Here is an 18793-nt window from a genome sequence, read left to right as displayed (position 1 = left end):
CCCACGACTTGCGATCGAACAGGGGGCTCCAGATCCGCTCGCAGGGCCGACTCTCGCCCAGGTCCAGCGCGTATTGCATTTGAGACCTAGCCGCTCGTCAGGTCCGCGACCGTAGCACCGGCACTGCCGCGATCGCCACGAGTGCGATTATCGGCGGTTAGCCGAGGTTGTCTAAAGGTCAACCATCACCAATTTCCCCGCCGGAGGCCGTCGGCTCTCAATCTCCGGCCGCAACGCTGGGAGTTTTCTCTGTACCTCCAAGAGTTCGGACGTGTTCGCCGTCTTGTACCGATACGTCGCCGCGGGCAATCTCTTGGGGATCACGGAGGGGGCGTTAGAGCTGATCGCCGACACCGCCGCTGGGAACGCGCGGAAGGCAATCTCAATCTTCCGTGAGGCTCACGTTGAGGGGAAGGTTCGTGACAGACGGGTCACTCCGACGCTGTCCGCCAACGTCCACTACTCGGCAACGAAATCGATTCCCCGGTACAATGTAGAGCGGCTGGACACACCGCACTGTCTGCTGAAGCATATGATCGACGACGCGGGCGAGAGCCAGGCGGGCGGCCTCGTGGCCCTCTTTGAACTGGAGTACCCGGATGCACACGGTCGCGACCACCGCCGGTATCTGAACAGCCTCGTGCTGTACGGATGTATCCCGAGGAATGTGACCGAGCAGGGGACGCTGAATCTCTTATTCGAAACCGCCGAATAGCAGGGTTCTCGGCTCGATTGTGTTCACTAAGATCGGAAAATATCAACTCCGGAGCAGCAATACAACTGCCCCAAATAATGATATCACGGCTACGACGATTCCAAACCCAGGACCAAACACCTCGGTCTCACCATCGTCTTGGGATTGTTGACGGATGTCGTCTTCATTCTGCACATCAGGATCACGTGGGGCATAATCTTTCGAATCAGGAACACCGTCTCCGTCTGTATCTGTGATATCAGCATTTTGGCTGGTCGGTTGATCTGCACCATCACCACTCCCACCCTCACCACTATCTCCTACCGAGCCTTCACCACCTTGTTGAGACTCCACATTAATGGAGACTTCCTGTGCCATATTCTCGTATCGAAATGTCATATCCTGTTCACCTGCCTCGGAGAGTGGGATCGTAGCCGTTCCTGAACTATCGACAGAATAGCTTTCGCCCTGATACTCAATGCTAAACTTATTCCACTCAGCAGTATCGCTGTTCGCTGTAATACGCGCCTCACTCCCGACAACGAAGTTTTCCTGACTGTCCTCGGGAGCCACATTTACATTGATAACTACCTCTCCAGAGTCCTGCTTAAGCTCAGCAATCGTCTGGTTCTGTTGCTCTAACTGTGATTGAAGCTCTGAAATCCGTTGATCCTTCTCCTCAATTTGTGACTCCAGCTCTGACACTTCAGAGCGAGCCACCAGCTCAGGAGGGTCGGCATCATTCATTGAGAAAGACAGTTCCCACGGAGTCGAGCCGTCATTGTCCGACTCCAATGCAACACAGACAACATCGCCGGGGCCCTCGTTGAACAAGCGGAATTCTCCAACTTCACCTTCCGGTCTCTCTTCATCAATTACCAGATCATACACATCATATGGTTGAGCAACCCTTGTCCATTCGTTCTCGCTCGTCATCGAGAATTCAGATAGACCGCCATCATCGTTTGCACCTCTTTCTCGGAAATTTATTCCATCTGACCTTTCGATATCATATGATAATTTTCCCTGGATATAGTCACCCTCATCTAATTTAATTTTAAACACATCATAGTCATTCGGAGATAACATCCCTGAGTAATTCCCTTCCGTAATTACCTGGGCCTCACTACATCGATCACTCCACTGATCGTCTGCGATGACAGGTTGAGACGATATTCCGACACTCACCACGAGTAGGAGTATCGTCACAAGTACTGACAGTCTGACCATATTACCCTTCAAATGACACTAGTAAAAGAAGATCCTTGCAACTCTGTTAGGTTAGGCTTCAGATCATCTCTTAATGTATGCATTCTGGTAGGTTTTGGCTGGAACTGGCACACCGATTATATTCCGGACGTATTCGCGCTGGGGCACCGAGTTCCACTGTTGGTCAGTAGAATAATTAATTATCTGATGGAGAAAGTATCATATTGACAAAACGGCGGGCTCGGAAGCTCTGGGAAGAGACAATACGCTCGCGCACACTGGGATGTGCGCCCGCGAGTTCTCCCTCAAACGACTCGGCGCTGATCACGACGACGATCCGCGCACCCGGCTCCTCGTCGAGGACCGTCACCGAAAGCCGGGTCCCCATATCGGAATTCAGTGGACGATACCACGACAGCGGGCCTTGTTTGGTCACCGGAGTATTTCGTACACTGAGCGCACAGTTTCTTCGTCAACGTCGACCCCACGTCGCTCCAGCACCTCCAGCGCGACGGCGATATCCCAGTCGTCCATCGATTGAAGCACGCTCAACTCCGCATCATGGAGCTCCCGCTTCGACAGTTCGCCTTCGTCGAGTCCGTGCTTTGACGCAACCGCCCGTACTCGACTCCGCTTTCGACGGAAACAGAGGTATCCAGATTGCTCAATAATGTCAACTTCCTCAAAATCATACGCTTTGAGTTGTTCCCGGATAGAACGAATATAGTCTGCAGCGTCCATTTACAACATAACGAAAGCACTAGCACTTGATATCTTTGTAATGACTCCTGAAACAGCCTCGATAGTCTTTGACAACTAGTGCAATATTGCACCCTGGCTGCACTATAACTACGAAACCACTCTCTGTATGAGGATTCCAAGAGGGCCAGCAATGTAACCTCGCTCAGATTGGAACTGAGGTTTTCGGATTGACATTGGTCTCGATGTCACCCACCCAGAGGCTTATTCTACCGAATCTGGATCAACACCATACTCTGCTCCGTAGTCCCAGAAGTGCTTCTTCAGGAGTTCGAATCCTTCTCTGATATCTTCGGCAGTCTCTACGGGCACGTAGATCAGTCCTGGTGCGTTGTTGTATGCATCCCGACAAAACTGGATCTCAGTATCTGACTCTTCTGTGTATTGTTTTACTCTAGTATGATCCTCACTCGTCGCACCGTTGATTTTGTATCCCGCAACACAGAGAGCCCCGTCGACGTGTGAAATACCATACTCCGCTGGGTCAAGCCACCGCAGCGTGATGTTGAGAGTAAGCGTGTCAGCGCCCGATTCCGCCGATGCTACGCGATTCATACCTGTGTTGACTCTAGCGTGGGCGAGTACCGCTCCGGAATCTCTCGCGAATTTGAACCGCCGGCTGACGCCATCCGCAAACAACGACTCAGTTCCGCTGATGAACTCCTCAGCCACACGCTTCAGCTCCCCCTCTATCTCCATCTCGAACCGATCGATCAGCCGCAGGGCTTTCAGATAGCGATCCTCCGCGATTGCTTGGGTGATGAAGTCGTCATTCATTGGTGGCCTCTATGAGCGCTGTCAGGTACGCGTACTGTTCGGTGATGTCGCCAAGGGCGACTGTTACTGACTGGAGTGCTTGGGGTACGCGTTCTTCAGATCTGATTCGGTCAATGACTGGTCTGGGGACAAAGCCGAGGATGTCTTGTTCGATTCGGGCACAGAATAGGTACGCGCTCGCCGACCAATGTGGTGTCTGCGAATTTTCATCGATCAAAACTGCGCGGAGTGCCCGACTCACATCTGACCAATAGAGCAGTGAGATTGGCTCACTGTCCTTTGATGGAATTGTCCCGCGCTCAGCATCTCCAGCGATAACATCGTTGCCAAAGCTCTCCTTGACAGCCCAGAGATCCTGTTCTGGAAGCAGTAGATAATGATGCCAATCACGGTAGTGCTGATCTTCAATCAGCGCCGTCGTGTCAGGTGTCTTCTTGAGATTTGTATCTCCAACTTTCACCTCGATAGAGAGTCCATCCGACCCGTACAGCGAGATGATATCGGCATACCTGTCTGTCCCAGCTGGACTCGGTAAGTGGGCTTCTCGCACTACACGCTGCGGTGTTTTCTCAAACGGCCCACCGAACAGTTGGTGATGAAACTCTCCACTGTCGCCACGGAGCAATTGGGCAAGCCAATCAGACCACCCTTCTTCTCTACCTGGATTTAGTGGGTCGCCAGGTCGGATACTTTTGCCTAAGTCTGCTGAAAGTGGATCTGCATCAAAGAGTCCATCCTGTCGCTTCCACAGTGCATTGCTTGCTTCGAGAACCTGAGCCAGATCAGCAACGTCGTCCCCTCGGGCCTTCTGGTACGTATCCCACCACGTCGCGAGTTCACGCCACTGACTTCCTGTTGAGTCGAAGTCAAGCAAGCTCGGCCTGAACACCGGATTCAAATCTGCGTATGACTCCCACCAATTATCGATCTCAGTGAAAATAGGAGCCATCCGTTTTTCATCCAGCGCAGGTGCACTCTCTGCCAGCTGGATTCCTAACGGAGTCCCAGTATAAGCGTCCCACCACTGATCAACCACAGGCCAGTGGTCAGCACCTGGTTCTACGCCCATCTTGTAATGTTGACAGAGTTCTCATATAAAATCTCTCTCGAGTCAGATTTGTCGATGTGCTCATATCGTCTTCGCTAGAGCACTCGGCTCACCGGACGGCATTCTTGATGAAGAGAAAGACCGGAATCTCTCGTTATTAGGTAGTCATAGAGCTATTGACTCAAGCAAGCCAAGATTCGTGTGGACAATCGGAAGCAACCGTCTCTATGCGGGCCTGAGAACCTCATCGCGCAACTGGCGTAAGGCATCCGGGTACTCATCTCGCGTGTTGAGCTCATAGTAGTCGTCGACGCTCACATCGAACTGGTAGAGCTCTTGCCGTTCAGGTTCTTCTTCACCTGTCTTAATGAAGTGGTTTCGCGACGGGTCCACTGGTTCGTACGACAGGAGGTTCGCGAAGGCCTGAGAGACGACATCGGAGTCAGTTTTTTCCTCGATTCTCTGAAGTTCTCTGACCCAGTGGTTGACCTCGTTCAGATCCACAGGGTCGATCCCCCTGGCTGTGGGCCGATCAACAGATGGGAGCTTGGCTGTGTTCTCGATAAAGGCCATCTGGATCAGCACCTCGCACAGGTCAACGGCTAAGCCAGTGGCACTGGTGTCAGCAGTATCGATTACAAGGTTCTGCCAGGCTCGCTTGTAATTGCCTTCCGTTGGTATCCACCGCCCATTTTGGATTCGGTACTCAAGAAAAACGCTCGTGTACTCGAAGAGTGCTTGCTGACAATATCGCAGTTGTTCGACTGCATCAGGTGGTGTTTGTCTGCCGTCGCCTTGCAGGTCGTCGGGCCCGAACTGTTCGAGGAGCTGGCTCTCACCAATTAAATCGAGTGTATTTGTATGCGCCTCACAGAGGTGATCGAACAAGACACGAGACGAGTCAGACATCCATCCAGGTTCTTCGACAGTTCTGACGGAATGGCGCAGCCTCTGGCGTACGATCCCACGAGCTGTAAGCATAGTCCTGCTCGATTCGACCTTAGAGGCAGCTTTGGCCAACTCGCCCACTCCTTTCCAGCACTGGTTCAGTGAGGGATACCCGCGGTCGGTGTACGGTCCGTCGCGAATCGTGTTCTTGAGCCCCCTCAAGGCCTGATTCGTGACTCGCGACTGTGGCCCGATTCCAACCCCTTGTGTGCCAATCTCAACCTGCCCTTGAATCGCCGTATTCCGTATTTGTGATTCGTCGTTCTCGGCGGCGTGCTGAGCGATGAGATGGAGATGGTCTTCCAGGACCGGGCCGAACACTTCTTCACTTGCTCCGAAGTCTTGATCGGCCAGCAATCCTCTCTCCTCGACCTCGGCGAGGGTGTCAGCCGTGTACGTGAGGTAGTGTTCCAACGCCGAGGCAGCAGCCGAATACTCGCCTTTCGACAACGCTGTCATAGTATAGCGGAAGAGCGGTTGCAGCGGGTGGGTGTTCGCCTCCAGTGTCTCGGCGTAGGCTTCGACATCGTCGATGTACTCGTCGACGGAGATAATCTGAGTGAACAGTCCCACTAGACGTTCCGGAATCGATTGCGCGACCATCTTGATCGAGAAGACATAAATCGAGTAGAGCGCCAGGAGAAACAGCACTAGCGTACTGTAAAATAGGCCAGAGAGCACCGGGTGTTGGGCTTGGCCCAAGGCAAGGTACACAAGAAGATCGAGGCTAATCGAGCCGATGAAGAGGCCGAAGGTTTGCCTGAACTGGTCCGTACGCAGGAGGAGAGTTGACATCCGCGGGGCATAGTTCGTCGCCACCAGTTGGGTCGCTAGGAGTGTAACCGAGACGACGATTGCGAGGATGCTCGCCTGGGCGGTGACCAGTGTTTGAAGAAGGCCCTGGACCGATTGGTCAACGGCGAACAGGCTCGGGACGACTGCGGCGAGGATGCCAGTCACGAAGGTGACGGCGGGGACGCCCCATATGATTAGTGAGCTGAGGTTCTTCCAGTCCAGGCTCATATATCTCTCAATTGAGTGTAGCGTTTTATCAATTAATAGCTCTGTTGAAATCTTCAGATGCTGTTAGATTCTCGAGACCGTGCCGAATGTAGAGCACGAGTCGGCCGGAGCAATTGTTTGGCCTCGCTACTTGGACACACCATCTCGTTCCAGTATCGATTATTCTGATGCTCTGCAAACAATTCGTATGGAAACTCCTCGAGCGATTGGTCTTCCTGCACTGGTACTCGGTATGCTACCGATGGGTCGTCTATACAAACACGCTTCGGGTATTCGTTCGTGTGGCGGATCCTCTCTGGGCTTACAAGTATTTCAGGAGCGATTGGTGGGGTTGCGTTGACGCTTATTGGCGTCGCTATCCTCCAACAACGAAGTGAATTTGCGAGCTCGTGAGATGGCAGTGAGACACTCTACCTCGTACATTGATTACCATTATAACCTCTGTCTGTATCACGCCATATCCACCAAATTCTGAGGATTCCGACAGAGCCAGAATTGAGTATTCGGGTCAGTAGTCTGGGCCATCGAAGCACTCACTCATCAGTGGGGGAACTCAGCGTACAGCTTGAGGAAGGCCATAGTTGCCCGAACGACGACGAACGGTGTCATCTTTGGTTCGACACAGGCAAAATACCGTTCCAAGTAGAGTCAGATACCTACTCAAACGTCTCTCGAATGTGTTGTCGCAACAATTGGTCCCGCGCCTCGACGAATTCCGGGAATCGCTCAACCTGATAGAGGCTCTCATCTCGTGGAATGTGGTGTCGCTCGAAGTAACGATTACTACGGGTTTCGATCCACTCGGTGAACTCCATCGACCCCTTTTCCTGGTTCTCCTGAATCAACTGGAGATTCGCTACGTGATCCCGCAGTGATTCGTATTCCTCCGCCCTCTGTGGAGAGAATCCGTGCTCTTCGATTAGATGGTCTTTCTCGAGCAGTTTCTGTGGGAAGATATGGTCCACTTGGTGGGAGTCATCAAGCGCTGGCTCGGGGAAGTACAACACCGACAATAGAAGGTAGATCTTTACTGAATTGTAGTCTGTTTCGTCAAACAGGTCCTCTACGATCTCATCGCTGAAGCCGACTGCCTTCCCACGTGCCCGAATCTCACGCTGAATTCGGTCTAACGGGAACTCATCGGGATCTGCATCCTTGATTGCATCACGAGCATCTTGGAGAATCTCATCAGGCCGTGAATTGAAATTGCTGTTCAGCATCGACGAACAGAGCCACTCCAGGATCTTTGGGCGGACGCTGTCGCCCTGTATCGAATCCGTTGTGAGCGGGGGATTCCCATTCGCATACAGATAGTACGCAATCGGGATTACCGCGTTGCGAGACGTCAGGCTGCGCCCTGTGATTCCAAATTGGCTCAACAGCTCTACAGCCCCCTCGATTGACGCTTGCACGTCACCATCCGCCCAAACCTGTTTCATCCGCTCGAGGTTTTCGCGGGTGAAGTTCCGAATCCGGTATTGGGTGTCGAGATCGGATGCGACGAGCAGATTCTTCAATACGAAATCGCTACCAAAGTCATACCCTTCATCCAGATAGTCCTTGTTCAGGTCGTTGACGAATGTATTGATCTCTTCTTTCGCGTCGATTGGATTGTCTTCATCACTGCCCCAATACGACGTTGCAATCGACAGGAGAATCTCAGACCGGCTGAGCTGGGTGCCTCCTTCATTTGCCCGAACAAAGATATCCAGCGTCCGTTCGTTGTCTTGTTTGTCTTCCTCGTAGTAGTTGATGACCTCTCGGTCGTGGATTGCTGTGTAGAGTGCGTGGAGATTCTTGAAAATATAGCTGGATTGGCCGTCAGTCAGCCCATCTATCGAGGCTTCAATCTCCTCTTGGAGTGCCATCGTCTCGTTGAGATCGGTCACATCGAGAATATCACTCACCCGGAACCAGTATTCGTCACTCGATTGTTCCGGATTGAGAGGCTTGAATTGGAACTCATACCGGAGGTTCAGTCTATCCTCCGACTGGACATTCGGATTGGAGAGCAGGTTGAGATACAACTGCTTGCGTGTCCAAGCATCTGGATTCTGCCGTTGGCGATACTTTTGTTTCTCTACGTATGTCCCGTTGAATCCGATCAAAAACGAGGTCAATCGCTGTTGACCATCGACAACAAGACTGATCGAATCTGGGACAGACTCGTACTCTGGAACCTTAGGATTCCGGTGGTGGACGTTATCGAATTCACTCGGATGGATCGTATCCTCGATGTAGTTGCGAACGAAGTAGTACTTAATCTGCTCATCAGCGAAGTCGCCGTTAATATTCCAAAAGATGAACGAGCCAATTGGGTACTCTCTGAGGACTGAATCAAACAGTTGCACGATCTGATCGGTCTCCCAGACAAACTCACGCTGGATTGCAGGCAAGTAGATGGACTCGTTGATGTCCGGAAGGACTTGTTTGATCGTCCGAGACTGATATCCCATATACACCTTCCAGCGAAGCTGGGGTTATAATGGCTTGCTGTCCGGTCAGTTTTTGAATTGACAGGCATTTCAGTGGAACCGTAATCGACGAAATAATCGATAAAATCGCTACCGAGGTCTCACGGGACAGCCGAGACTGTAGACAGGCACTGAGCGATCTACTTCGAGCCGGGAGAAATGCAGACCGTGCAGGCGAACGTCAAGTTGTATTCGGTGACTTAGAGTAATAGCCCCAGGCTGTGTGAGGGGTAGTAATTTACATGAGTGGATATTGATCCGTTCATTATGCCTGTTACCGTCGACGAACTGAAGGAGAGTGGTCCGAGTTTCAACGAACTCAGTCACGGAGACAAGCTGGAAATTAATGCTTCTGAATACACCGTTTCAGGGAAAGAGCAACGCTCCCCATCTCCAGGAGAGTATGTGAACCACATTTTCCTCGAACAAGACTCATCGGAGTACGAGATAGCGTGGTCCGAAGGACACACACTTGAAGAGGTCTGGATTCGCCCGAAGGATGGTGACCCAATGAACTCTGGAGAGGCGGTGGAGTCGATCCGGACTTTCTGATCGGACGCTGTCGTTCCTCGTAGAGCTCGTGTTATTGAGCAGGCCGAGAGAGTGCTTGCCCGGTGTTTCGAGAAGGATGAGCGGTAATATCACATCGACGGAGACAAAGCTCATCTGTCGGATTTACCAGGGAATCGCAAGACAGCATTCACCCGGGGAATCAGGGATTTAGATTGGTTTTCTGTAAAAAGCCAGAATCGGTGTTTCAGGCCTCGGAATCGGGTGTTGACTTGGTAAGTGCGAGAGCCCGGATTCAAATCCTGGCCTGGGCTGTCTCTCGTTGCTACGTCCGGTAGTTACCGGGTTCTTCGTCGGTGAAACAATGAGCACCACGCAAGAACGAGTACCCGATGATATTTCCGGTACCCCGACGCAGTCACGCGTTTTCGAGGAAAGACAATCATATTACATTATATATTTAAAATTGTCGCGTAAACGATCTAGTTTCTAGACAGAGGTGTCGAAAATGACGTACAGCGAAGACAACAAAGTAGACGGGATCGTCCTCGTCTCCGAAGACGCGCGCGAGTATCTAAACCCGAGACAGGAAGTTACCTACCGCGAGCACCGACGCGAACTCGCAGAGTGGATGCTGGCCCTCGGCAAAAACCCGGACAAAGCCACGGCTACAGCCACTCAACGACAAAGAACAGGATGAATCGGCTTGACCTGTTCTACCGTTTCATCTGGGATCGTAGAGGTCGGTAAGTCAAAGAACTGACTACGGACGACGCGGATACCTGGATGCGTCACCTCACCACCGAGGAGATGAAAGAATCTACAAAGAACCACTACCAGAAAGCCGCGAAGACGTTGTTCAAGTGGAAACGTGAAGCCCGGAACAAGGATGTGGAGTGGGATCCCGAAATCCAGTACAGCGACCCATCTACGACTTATACTCCACGGGATTACCTGACCAAGGAAGATCGGCGGAAATGAGGGAAGCCGCCATGGAATACGGAAGTGTACACCACTACAACAGTGTAACACCCAGTGAACGCGACAAGTGGAATACATACCTCTCCCAGCGGCTGCAGAAACCGAAAGCGGAAGTCACGATGAAAGACTGGGAGAAAGCCAATTCCTTCAAATACACCTCAATGATCCACGTCGCACTCGATGCAGGTCTACGTCCTATCGAAATCAAACGCTCGAACGTTCACTGGGTCGACACCGAAAACTGAGTACTCAGAATACCCCGAGAAGAAAGCAGCAAGAACCGGGAGAACTGGATAGTCGCACTCAAAGAAGAAACCAGTCAAATCCTGAAAAGGTGGCTCGACGAGAGGGAGACTCGGGAGAAGTACGACGGTCGGAACGCGCTCTGGCTCACAATGTACGGCAACCGCTACAACAAAGACAGCTTCAGAGACGTCTTCCGGAAAATCGCCTCAGAAGCCGGACTCGACCTCGAAAACCGAGACCTAACACCATACAGCATCAGACACAGTACTGCGACCTACGTAGCCGAACAAGAAGGACTCGCAGTAGCCGCCGCACAATGCCGCCACAAATCCAAACGCACCACTGAAAAATACGAACACAGCTCCACCACCCGGCAACAAGACGCAGTCAACAACATAGACTGAAACCCTCCTCTCTCACTTTTCCTTTCCCTCGTTTGCGTGAACCCGTACACGGCAGTAAGTCGTTCGGGTTTAGAGCCTGATTCAAACCGTATATTCCAAGCAGAGGAGTAGTGATGTGACCTGATTCAGACCCGGTTTTCTGAACCTGGTGAAGTGTCCGGGGCTGTTTCTGGTGCTGATTTTTCACACCTGTTGGCTATAGGTTGGTGATGGCTTTCTCGATGCTGTCCTTCGCGTTGACTACTTTCTGTATTTGTTCTTGGTTGTCGCCTTCGTATTGTGTGAGGATTTCTTCGAGTTCGTCGGAGATATCGATTAGTTGCTCGGCAAGGGCGGTGTCTGGGTCGTAGGCGACGATGTAGTCTTCTACCTCTTCGGGAGGTTTGCTGTCTTGGTAGCTGAGGTGGTATTTTTCGCTTTCATTTTCGGCGCAGCCGTTGCATATCGGTACGACGTCGCTGTCTGCGTGGGGTTTGACCCAGAGGTCGTGTTCGTTTCCGCAGTTTCCAAATGCACATTCCATTATGTTTAGATTCTGTATCCGCTTTTAAATTCTTAACTCGGCATATCCGCCCAAGTGTAAGATACTTATTTAAAAGTTGTAAACAATATGTAAGATAATGTGATTGTATTGTCGGAAAACGTAAGACCGAAACCGGACACGGAAAACTCGAAAAGCTGTACAACTACGCACTGAATCGTCCGTGCGGCCACACCGTAGAATACCGAGGCTACACATTGGAGAAAGTCGACTGGAGCCATCCAGAGCACGACGAATACAACATCAAAAACCAGGATGGCAAAGTAGTAGAGAGCTACACCATCACAGCCTTCGACTCACCAGATGCTCTGAAACAGAAGCTGGACAAACTGGTGAACCGAAACCCTTCAAATGTCAAGGAAGCAATCGAGGGGTGACACGGAGTGAAGCAGGAACTCGGCAACCTCACGGTCAAAGCCGAAGTACAGGAACAGGACCCGGACACGGTAAAATCGCTTCACGACGTCATCAACAGGTACGAATCCCTGAAATACGAGCAAAAGGAGCACCTATACGCCGTCTTCCTCACCAACGGCAACCGGTTCATCGGAGACAAAATAATCGGATTAGGAAGCCGTGACACCGTCGAAACAGACCTACAGGACGTGGTCAGAACCGCCGCACTCACCAACGCCGGCGCAGTCATCCTCGTACACAACCACCCCTCAGGCAAAGCAGAGGCCACAACCAAAGACGTAGAAGTCACGCAGGAAGCCCGGAAAATACTGGAGAAAATCAACGTCGAACTACTTGACCACGTCATCATCTCACAAACAGAGAACTACAGTATGAGGCAGTCAAAAGATGGACCATTCTAAACACGACCTTCCTTTCCCGTTTCTAGATCTGCGGCCAATGAGGTTCTCTAATAAAAATCAATCTCCCAACTACCTCCATAGAGGCAGGATGAACACAAAAGATGTACTTGAAGAATACGGGCTATCCCGCGAAACAGCGGCCAACTACATAGACGCAATCACTCGCTCCAATCAAACACAGACCGCGGAAGAACTCGATGTCTCGCGCGACACAATCAACCGATACAAGAACGCCTTCTCAGAAATGCACGCGCAGGAACGACTACTTCTCATCTCTACTCTAACCCAGGAAAAACTCCTTGACCAAGTCACAGAGTGATCCCTCTATCGCGCAGGCATACCAGATAGGCGACCGAGTCAAACTCATACTCGACAAAGAAACAGGGCCAGACAACCACCTCCACGGCAAGACCGGCGAAATCATCGACGTACAGTTTGACGACGCTGGCAGCATCACTGGCGACAGTGAAGACAACTTTATGTACAAGGTCAAACTCAGTAACGGCGAAATACCCGAGATCCATTTCCGAAGACACGATCTGGAGAAACTGGAAAAATGAGTCAGAATTACAGCAATCTTCTCACTGAGGAGGGGAAGGAATTCATAGAAGAGCTTTCTACAGCTCTCAAGAACAGAGACTCTATTGAGCCTATTGTCGAGGAACACGGCATTACCGAGTTTCAAGGTGGCTCAGGTGGTCGAGAGATCCTACCGCTCCCCGATTCCCTGGTAAAGGACGATTCGCTGGGTGAACCTGATTCTGAGTCGTACTTCGTTGTCAAGGTGTCTGGTGAACCATTGTCGCACAACTATCGGGAAATCAAAGTGTGGGAGAAGGCCTGTGAACTCGGCTGGGAGCACGAATCTCTATTCGCTCCGGTACACGCTTGGGATGAGGAGGAGTACAAGTGGTTGATAATGCGGAGAGTGACTCCGATCTCGCCTCATCGAGACGATATAGCTTACCTTCTCTCAGGTCAGGAATTCTTGTACGATCCTGACGCCCCAGCACAATTAGAAGAGAGATTGAACGAACTCGGTTGGACAGTTGAAGACGTCGAAATGAATGTCGGAGTTCTTGACGACGGTGTCTGTATGATGGACTATGGCGGAGTCGACAGAAATAATAATTCTATAGACATACCAGATTGGATGGGGAGTGAGAATTGATTTCTAAGACTTACCTATCTCTGATTTGAGAAACCGATTAATAAGTTGAGTCGGAAGGTCGTCATAATATGTACGACTTGGTCGAGGATGCAGACGACATCGGTAATCTAAACTCGTGGCTTGCTTTCGAGGACAGAGACAGGTTTGATCCTATTCAGGATGGCTGGATTACCGTAAACCGGCACGGTCACCACAGATCAGAAACAAGCATCGGAACTGTTGAGCAGGGTTTTCGCATTCACGCTTTCTTAGTCGACGAAGACGACTTAGATACAATCGTAGACACGGATCCGTTCGGAGAGGTCGGGACTTTTGACTTCAATCCGATGGCCTATGGTTCGAGAAGAGGAGATGGCCAATACTGGGAAGAAGATCTCACAAGGAGCGTTGACGGCGTCGAGGCCAAGCGTTTTGTAATGGATTTCAGGAAGGATGCTCCGCTACCCGATACAGGATTCATCGAATACCACAACTTGATTGAAAGAGAGAAGCGTAACTTCGAGACCTACGACACTGACGAAACCGTTGTACGATTCCCTCATGAGAAGTGGGAATACCTATCCTCGCAATCTAGTCATTTTGGCTTAGCAAATACGATAAGAAGTTTAGAGGTACGAGCGGAGTTTCTCAAGGACTATCTCAAACAACGAGGATGCGCCCTCGTACTCGCTTACTTCCAATCACGGGACGTAAGAGAGACTCAGGAAGACATTTCGCTGCTGGACGATGACCGGGAGGAGTTCACTGTACGTGGTGGTAAGGCAGTTCGAGGAGTCAGACGGAACCAGCCAGGATACGAACTGCACTGGTTCTGCCCGATAAGAGCCGATGACATCCCGTATGGACGCGAGGAACGATTACAGGAGGATCGAGAAAACCTCAAGTTCGAAACCAAGCAAGGATACCGCTTCTCCAAAGAAGAAGCCGTAAATGAAATCGGATTCGACGAAGCTGGTTACAGACGTCCAGCAATAGGAGCCGAAGATCTGGAGGAAGCCATCAGCTTCTTTGGATGGACATATTTCGAGCCGGAAGTCTTGGAGAAATACAAGAACGATAGCCGAGGCACGGTTTCCGAGTGGTCAAGACAAGGCCTCCAGGTGAACTGGCTGGACAAAATGAAGCTCCGGGCCTACAGAAACAACGAGGATCTAATCCTCATTATCGTAGATGATCTGATAGATATACCAGATGAAGAACTCTCCCACTGGTACCACTACAACACGTCCCCTGCCGGCGAAATCCCGGAGGAGATGATTACAAATTACATTGAAGCAGATTGGGTCGACTCTGAATCACCATCTGACGCAGTCATCAACGCTGTAACAGAGTTGAACGAAGCCTTCGAAGCAAAATACGGAGTCCGGCTATACCGGGAGACAGACGATGAAATCGACGCAGATCGCATGCTGAGCCTCCCCCGAAACGAGAAACATGAGCTACTCAATGTGATGTCGGAGGCACACCAGGTGATCGTAGAAAACCTTGATAGAGGTAACTTGGAGTCTCAATTACCCGAAGAGGTCTCAGAGGACGTTGAAGGAAAGAAATCCGCATTATTCGAGCTGGTAAAAGATCTCTCTGATACCAGTACTGCGGCCGAGATTCTAGATCCAATCAACGCTGTACACGATTTCCGGAAAGAGGATAGCCACATGACCGTTAGTAGCGGTGGTTGGCCACGAGCAGTCGACGCATTGGGGTACGAAGAAGACTCAGAGGCATACCGAGATATGTACCGAGACGCTATGAGACAATCCGCAGCCTCCCTGAAAGAAATAATCACTCTGATTGAAGAAGATTCTAATTGAAATTCGACTGGGTTACAACCGGTTATACCCGAATGTCATAGTATTGAAAAAGAAAGCTACACAATAACCTATACAGGGTGCTGAAGCCGTTTCAACGATTGTACTTGACGAAAGCATAGATAAAATAATCGAAGAGAAATTAGAGGGACGAGGCATCAATACGCTACGGCCAAAGCCCGGTATTTCTGATCAGGAGGTTATGCAGTACGCGGTCAGTGAAGACGCACCGGTTCTCACACGAGACCAGGGAGATTTCATCGCAATGGATACGCAGATGGATCATCCAGGTGTTCTGATTGACAAGCAGATGCACCTTCGAGACAAATCACTGGTAGCGAAAACCGTCTCAAATCTTCTACAAGAACACGAAGAAGAATTAGAGGAGAACGTAGTCTTTATCTCCAATTTCTATGGTCGTTTCTAAGCCAGTACATCAGCTTCAGAATCATCTCTATCCTTCATATACTGGATAGCAGCCTTCACATCTTCAACAGCGACAGTGGGTAGAATATCAGCTACTTCTTCCGGACTCATATCCTTCTGAGTGTGCATTTCGTATACCTGCTCTGCAGAGACACGGGTTCCCTCAATCCGAGGCTTACCGCCTAAAACACCCTCTGTCTCAACGACCTTTGACATAACTATCCCAAAATTATCACTGAACTGATTTAAGAATGTCTGGTGAACACCGAATAATTCCGTCACCTAATCCAAGTTCAGCTGATTGGTTCTTTGCTCCTACATACTACTGGCTGCTCAACGGTTCACTCCGATTGCTCCCTCAGTTATAACAAGGTTACAGACAAGATTGCTTGTATGTCAGGATCAGACGGAGATGGTTTCACACCCAATCCATACAATTTTCTCAATCCTGTTTCTGAAGAGCAAAGGTTTGCAGATCGGGAAGAGGAGCTTCAGGAAATTAGACGGTACCTCTCGCAGGCAGCAGCCGACAACTACTATCACATCGGGATAACCGGTAACAGAGCAGCGGGCAAATCAAGCCTACTCAACCGAGTAGAAGAAGTTGCAGACGAGGGAGACCATCTTGCTGTTAAGATTTCTCTCGACTCTCAGATAGTGCAGGATCAGCTCAAATTCTTCAAAGAACTTCTAGACAGCATTATGGCTGAAGGGGCCGATAAAGGCGTGATTGGAGACTCTCTTCTTGATAGCTTTCGAAATAAGGTTGAAAGTCTAGATCCAGACGTTGAGGTCTCACTTGGATACGGATCTACCTATCTTCGAGCAATGCAGAGCCAAAACCCCGATCCTGATATCCCCCAGAGAGTTTTGTCAGACGACTTGGAAGATCTATATGAAAAAGTGGCATCCAATGGGAAGAAATCAATTGTCCTGCTTTTAGATGAAGCTGATTTGCTGTCTAAGAACGATGCCATCCTACAGAAGATCCGAAATGTGTTCTCTGATATCGATGGGTATAATCTAGTTCTTTCAGGAACTGAAGAGCTATTCGAGCGAACAGATGAGGTGTTCTCTCCTATGTCAAGACTTTTCAAGAGGATTTCTCTTGGACCGTTTGAATCACAGGAAAAGACCAAGGAGTGTATCACAAAGCCGCTTTCAGAGGACGAAGAAGAAGATTTAGACGATCAATGTGTCGGCGAGATTCACGGTATAACGGGTGGTTCACCCTACGAAATCAATCTCATAGCGCACCATATGTACAGGCGTTACAACGAGGGTGCGGATGAAATCACGCTTACTCCGGAAGTCTTGGATGACGTAGCAGAGGAACTGGATAGAATCCGCGAGTCAGGTCATCACGAGATAGCTGACGATGTCAAGCGGTTACTCCCAAACCAACTTCAGGTTCTCGTATCTCTTCTGGAGTTCCCTAGGGTTCCTAAGGAGTGGTTGGTTGAGTTCTGCCTCCTTGATAGGGTGGAGACGATAGAACCCGACAACCTGTCTTCGGTGAGAAGTAGCAAGGAACACACTATCGACTCTCTTTCCAATCAGGGAATGATCCAGGAAGATGAAGATGGGAACCTATCTTTTGCCGGCAGTGAGTTTGATAAGACCTATCTGAAGTACTACGCAGCTTCTGAAGGAGTCATCGATGACGTCGGTGAATTCAGACCGGGTATGATGGGGAGTACTGTTCAGAATCTCTATCAAAAGCTCGTGGAGGAGATATTTCTAACCGACGAGTTCTCAGAGTACAGAGTACACACCGTTTTTGATCGAGGAGCTGAGGTAGGGGAGAGGCTTGGCGAAGAAATGGATGTAGGTGAAGGGAAGCAGCTCTTTATGCTAACAGCTAATCTGACTGTTCCTGCGGGAGAAAGCAGGGCTATAGTAGAGTTTAGTCCCGATGAAAGAGAGAAGTTCTATCAAAATCTCTCCAATGCTACACGATTTCGCTGTGATGTAGAGTGGATGGATCAGGGATTTGTTTCACAGGTAAGGTTTGTTGATGAGGGAGAAAGTCAGTCAGAACGTCTGGAAGACCGATTGAATACCCTTGGAAATAAACTGGAATACTTGGGTTACGACATTTTGCTGGAAGAGGAGGTACAGTATTATGCTGAAGCTGTTGAGGCATCAGAGAGTAGCAATCTGGAAGCGGCTATTCAACTGTATGAAGAGGCGCTGGAAATCAACTCTTCGTTTGCACGAGCATGGGCAAACAAGGGCTTGATGCATCAGAACATAGGTGAGACAGGGGAAGCCCTCAATTGCTACGATGAAGCTCTTGAACTACGCCCGAGCTGGGCTCAGGTGCTGAAACAAAAAGGTATCATACTTGTCGATGAGGAGAGACCAGAGGAAGCACTGAGTCTTCTAGAGCAAGCTACGGACGAGAATTCCGGGGACTGGAACTCATGGCACAACAAAGGTAGAGCTTTGATGAATCTAGGTAGATTTGAGGACGCCGTAGACTCATTTGAGAGGGCGAAGAAGCTCAACTCAGAGAGCCCTATTCCAGTCTATGCGGAAGCTCTCTGCCATCTAAACTTAGGTGATTTTAACCGGGCTATCCCGCACTTTGAAACACTCTTAGAAGATCGAGATCAGGATCATTCTAGTTTTCCTCCGATGTCTGAAGTCAATCATAACTACGCTATTGCCTTATCTGAGGTGGGAGAGTATGAGGAGGCTTTGGAATACTACCAAAAGGTGGTCGAGGAACAGCCCGGAAATAATCAGGCGTGGTACAATAAGGCGATGGCCGAGATGGAGCTAGGGAAGGGTGAAGAAGCGATTGAGTCACTGAAGCAGACAGGTATTACGGACGCCCTTGACGCAGATCTACCTGAGCTTTCAGAATCTGAGATAGAACAGCTTTCCACCCCTTTAGAACTGGAAGAAGAAAATTCCGCACAAGAGGAGGAAGAGTGAGGCCTGAGATGAG

Annotated in this window: 21 protein-coding genes; 12 read left to right on the top strand and 9 right to left on the bottom strand. The window is 50.2% G+C overall.

Annotated elements, in window-relative coordinates; translation table 11 throughout:
• Positions 1-271: 271 nt before the first annotated feature.
• Positions 272-715, top strand: coding sequence for a Cdc6/Cdc18 family protein (locus P0D77_RS16550; RefSeq protein WP_277556228.1), 444 nt, complete (start codon positions 272-274; stop codon positions 713-715).
• 42 nt (positions 716-757) lie between these two features.
• On the opposite strand, the gene P0D77_RS16545 is transcribed toward P0D77_RS16550, so the two are convergent.
• The 7 genes from P0D77_RS16545 to P0D77_RS16515 all read right to left on the bottom strand — a co-directional run bounded on the left by P0D77_RS16545 (position 758) and on the right by P0D77_RS16515 (position 8914).
• On the bottom strand, positions 758-1924 hold the full coding sequence (locus tag P0D77_RS16545) for a PGF-CTERM sorting domain-containing protein (RefSeq protein WP_277556227.1): 1167 nt from the start codon (positions 1922-1924) through the stop codon (positions 758-760).
• 175 nt (positions 1925-2099) lie between these two features.
• Complete coding sequence (locus tag P0D77_RS16540; RefSeq protein ID WP_277556226.1) at positions 2100-2273, bottom strand: hypothetical protein; 174 nt, start codon at positions 2271-2273, stop codon at positions 2100-2102.
• Between the two features lie 62 nt (positions 2274-2335).
• Positions 2336-2644, bottom strand: coding sequence for a hypothetical protein (locus P0D77_RS16535; RefSeq protein ID WP_277556225.1), 309 nt, complete (start codon positions 2642-2644; stop codon positions 2336-2338).
• 222 nt (positions 2645-2866) lie between these two features.
• Positions 2867-3439 (bottom strand): hypothetical protein, encoded by a 573-nt coding sequence (locus P0D77_RS16530; protein ID WP_277556224.1) that lies wholly within the window; start codon positions 3437-3439, stop codon positions 2867-2869.
• Complete coding sequence (locus tag P0D77_RS16525) at positions 3432-4508, bottom strand: hypothetical protein (RefSeq protein WP_277556223.1); 1077 nt, start codon at positions 4506-4508, stop codon at positions 3432-3434. Before P0D77_RS16525 ends, P0D77_RS16530 begins: the two co-directional genes overlap by 8 nt.
• Before the next feature lie 204 nt (positions 4509-4712).
• Positions 4713-6458 carry a DUF2254 family protein gene (locus P0D77_RS16520; RefSeq protein ID WP_277556222.1) on the bottom strand — a complete coding sequence of 582 codons (1746 nt, stop codon included), beginning with the start codon at positions 6456-6458 and terminating at the stop codon, positions 4713-4715.
• 656 nt (positions 6459-7114) lie between these two features.
• Positions 7115-8914, bottom strand: coding sequence for a DUF262 domain-containing protein (locus P0D77_RS16515; protein WP_277556221.1), 1800 nt, complete (start codon positions 8912-8914; stop codon positions 7115-7117).
• A gap of 285 nt (positions 8915-9199) precedes the next feature.
• Here P0D77_RS16515 and P0D77_RS16510 point away from each other — a divergent pair, with 285 nt between their 5' ends.
• The 4 genes from P0D77_RS16510 (at position 9200) to P0D77_RS17745 (ending at position 11073) form a co-directional block, all read left to right on the top strand.
• Positions 9200-9484, top strand: a complete 285-nt coding sequence (locus tag P0D77_RS16510) for a hypothetical protein (RefSeq protein ID WP_277556220.1) — start codon at positions 9200-9202, stop codon at positions 9482-9484.
• Between the two features lie 466 nt (positions 9485-9950).
• Positions 9951-10142, top strand: a complete 192-nt coding sequence (locus P0D77_RS16505; RefSeq protein WP_277556219.1) for a hypothetical protein — start codon at positions 9951-9953, stop codon at positions 10140-10142.
• A gap of 277 nt (positions 10143-10419) precedes the next feature.
• Positions 10420-10668: a hypothetical protein gene (locus tag P0D77_RS16500; RefSeq protein WP_277556218.1), complete on the top strand. Its 249-nt coding sequence runs from the start codon at positions 10420-10422 to the stop codon at positions 10666-10668.
• A 9-nt stretch (positions 10669-10677) separates the two neighbouring features.
• Positions 10678-11073, top strand: a complete 396-nt coding sequence (locus tag P0D77_RS17745; protein ID WP_432764876.1) for a tyrosine-type recombinase/integrase — start codon at positions 10678-10680, stop codon at positions 11071-11073.
• Between the two features lie 196 nt (positions 11074-11269).
• On the opposite strand, the gene P0D77_RS16495 is transcribed toward P0D77_RS17745, so the two are convergent.
• On the bottom strand, positions 11270-11596 hold the full coding sequence (locus P0D77_RS16495; RefSeq protein WP_277556217.1) for a hypothetical protein: 327 nt from the start codon (positions 11594-11596) through the stop codon (positions 11270-11272).
• A gap of 215 nt (positions 11597-11811) precedes the next feature.
• Here P0D77_RS16495 and P0D77_RS16490 point away from each other — a divergent pair, with 215 nt between their 5' ends.
• From P0D77_RS16490 to P0D77_RS16465, 6 genes are all read left to right on the top strand, one after another.
• On the top strand, positions 11812-11991 hold the full coding sequence (locus P0D77_RS16490; protein ID WP_277556216.1) for a hypothetical protein: 180 nt from the start codon (positions 11812-11814) through the stop codon (positions 11989-11991).
• A gap of 6 nt (positions 11992-11997) precedes the next feature.
• Complete coding sequence (locus P0D77_RS16485; RefSeq protein WP_277556215.1) at positions 11998-12432, top strand: JAB domain-containing protein; 435 nt, start codon at positions 11998-12000, stop codon at positions 12430-12432.
• Between the two features lie 299 nt (positions 12433-12731).
• On the top strand, positions 12732-12992 hold the full coding sequence (locus tag P0D77_RS17785; protein ID WP_490396537.1) for a DUF8139 family protein: 261 nt from the start codon (positions 12732-12734) through the stop codon (positions 12990-12992).
• Entirely contained in the window at positions 12989-13603 is a 615-nt protein-coding gene (locus P0D77_RS16475) for a hypothetical protein (RefSeq protein ID WP_277556213.1), read from the top strand. Before P0D77_RS17785 ends, P0D77_RS16475 begins: the two co-directional genes overlap by 4 nt.
• Before the next feature lie 68 nt (positions 13604-13671).
• Positions 13672-15414: a hypothetical protein gene (locus P0D77_RS16470; protein WP_277556212.1), complete on the top strand. Its 1743-nt coding sequence runs from the start codon at positions 13672-13674 to the stop codon at positions 15412-15414.
• Positions 15415-15484: 70 nt separating this feature from the next.
• Positions 15485-15838 carry a DUF5615 family PIN-like protein gene (locus P0D77_RS16465; RefSeq protein WP_321170540.1) on the top strand — a complete coding sequence of 118 codons (354 nt, stop codon included), beginning with the start codon at positions 15485-15487 and terminating at the stop codon, positions 15836-15838.
• Here the strand turns inward: P0D77_RS16465 and P0D77_RS16460 are convergent.
• Positions 15835-16053, bottom strand: coding sequence for a DUF433 domain-containing protein (locus P0D77_RS16460; RefSeq protein WP_277556211.1), 219 nt, complete (start codon positions 16051-16053; stop codon positions 15835-15837). The genes P0D77_RS16465 and P0D77_RS16460 overlap by 4 nt on opposite strands.
• A gap of 177 nt (positions 16054-16230) precedes the next feature.
• Here P0D77_RS16460 and P0D77_RS16455 point away from each other — a divergent pair, with 177 nt between their 5' ends.
• Positions 16231-18780 carry an ATP-binding protein gene (locus P0D77_RS16455; protein ID WP_277556210.1) on the top strand — a complete coding sequence of 850 codons (2550 nt, stop codon included), beginning with the start codon at positions 16231-16233 and terminating at the stop codon, positions 18778-18780.
• Positions 18781-18793 lie beyond the last annotated feature (13 nt).

The organism is Halobaculum limi (genome assembly GCF_029490015.1).
GTDB classification, from domain to species: domain Archaea; phylum Halobacteriota; class Halobacteria; order Halobacteriales; family Haloferacaceae; genus Halobaculum; species Halobaculum limi.
Note: the sequence above shows the minus strand (reverse complement) of the source record. Positions and strands in the feature narration are given on the sequence as shown.

Coding starts and splice junctions, on each gene's coding strand:
- P0D77_RS16545 (WP_277556227.1), bottom strand. CDS start 1,924: ATGGTCAGACTGTCAGTACTTGTGACGATACTCCTACTCGTGGTGAGT.
- P0D77_RS16535 (WP_277556225.1), bottom strand. CDS start 2,644: ATGGACGCTGCAGACTATATTCGTTCTATCCGGGAACAACTCAAAGCG.
- P0D77_RS16530 (WP_277556224.1), bottom strand. CDS start 3,439: ATGAATGACGACTTCATCACCCAAGCAATCGCGGAGGATCGCTATCTG.
- P0D77_RS16525 (WP_277556223.1), bottom strand. CDS start 4,508: ATGGGCGTAGAACCAGGTGCTGACCACTGGCCTGTGGTTGATCAGTGG.
- P0D77_RS16520 (WP_277556222.1), bottom strand. CDS start 6,458: ATGAGCCTGGACTGGAAGAACCTCAGCTCACTAATCATATGGGGCGTC.
- P0D77_RS16515 (WP_277556221.1), bottom strand. CDS start 8,914: ATGGGATATCAGTCTCGGACGATCAAACAAGTCCTTCCGGACATCAAC.
- P0D77_RS16510 (WP_277556220.1), top strand. CDS start 9,200: ATGCCTGTTACCGTCGACGAACTGAAGGAGAGTGGTCCGAGTTTCAAC.
- P0D77_RS16505 (WP_277556219.1), top strand. CDS start 9,951: ATGACGTACAGCGAAGACAACAAAGTAGACGGGATCGTCCTCGTCTCC.
- P0D77_RS16500 (WP_277556218.1), top strand. CDS start 10,420: ATGAGGGAAGCCGCCATGGAATACGGAAGTGTACACCACTACAACAGT.
- P0D77_RS16495 (WP_277556217.1), bottom strand. CDS start 11,596: ATGGAATGTGCATTTGGAAACTGCGGAAACGAACACGACCTCTGGGTC.
- P0D77_RS16475 (WP_277556213.1), top strand. CDS start 12,989: ATGAGTCAGAATTACAGCAATCTTCTCACTGAGGAGGGGAAGGAATTC.
- P0D77_RS16470 (WP_277556212.1), top strand. CDS start 13,672: ATGTACGACTTGGTCGAGGATGCAGACGACATCGGTAATCTAAACTCG.
- P0D77_RS16460 (WP_277556211.1), bottom strand. CDS start 16,053: ATGTCAAAGGTCGTTGAGACAGAGGGTGTTTTAGGCGGTAAGCCTCGG.
- P0D77_RS16455 (WP_277556210.1), top strand. CDS start 16,231: ATGTCAGGATCAGACGGAGATGGTTTCACACCCAATCCATACAATTTT.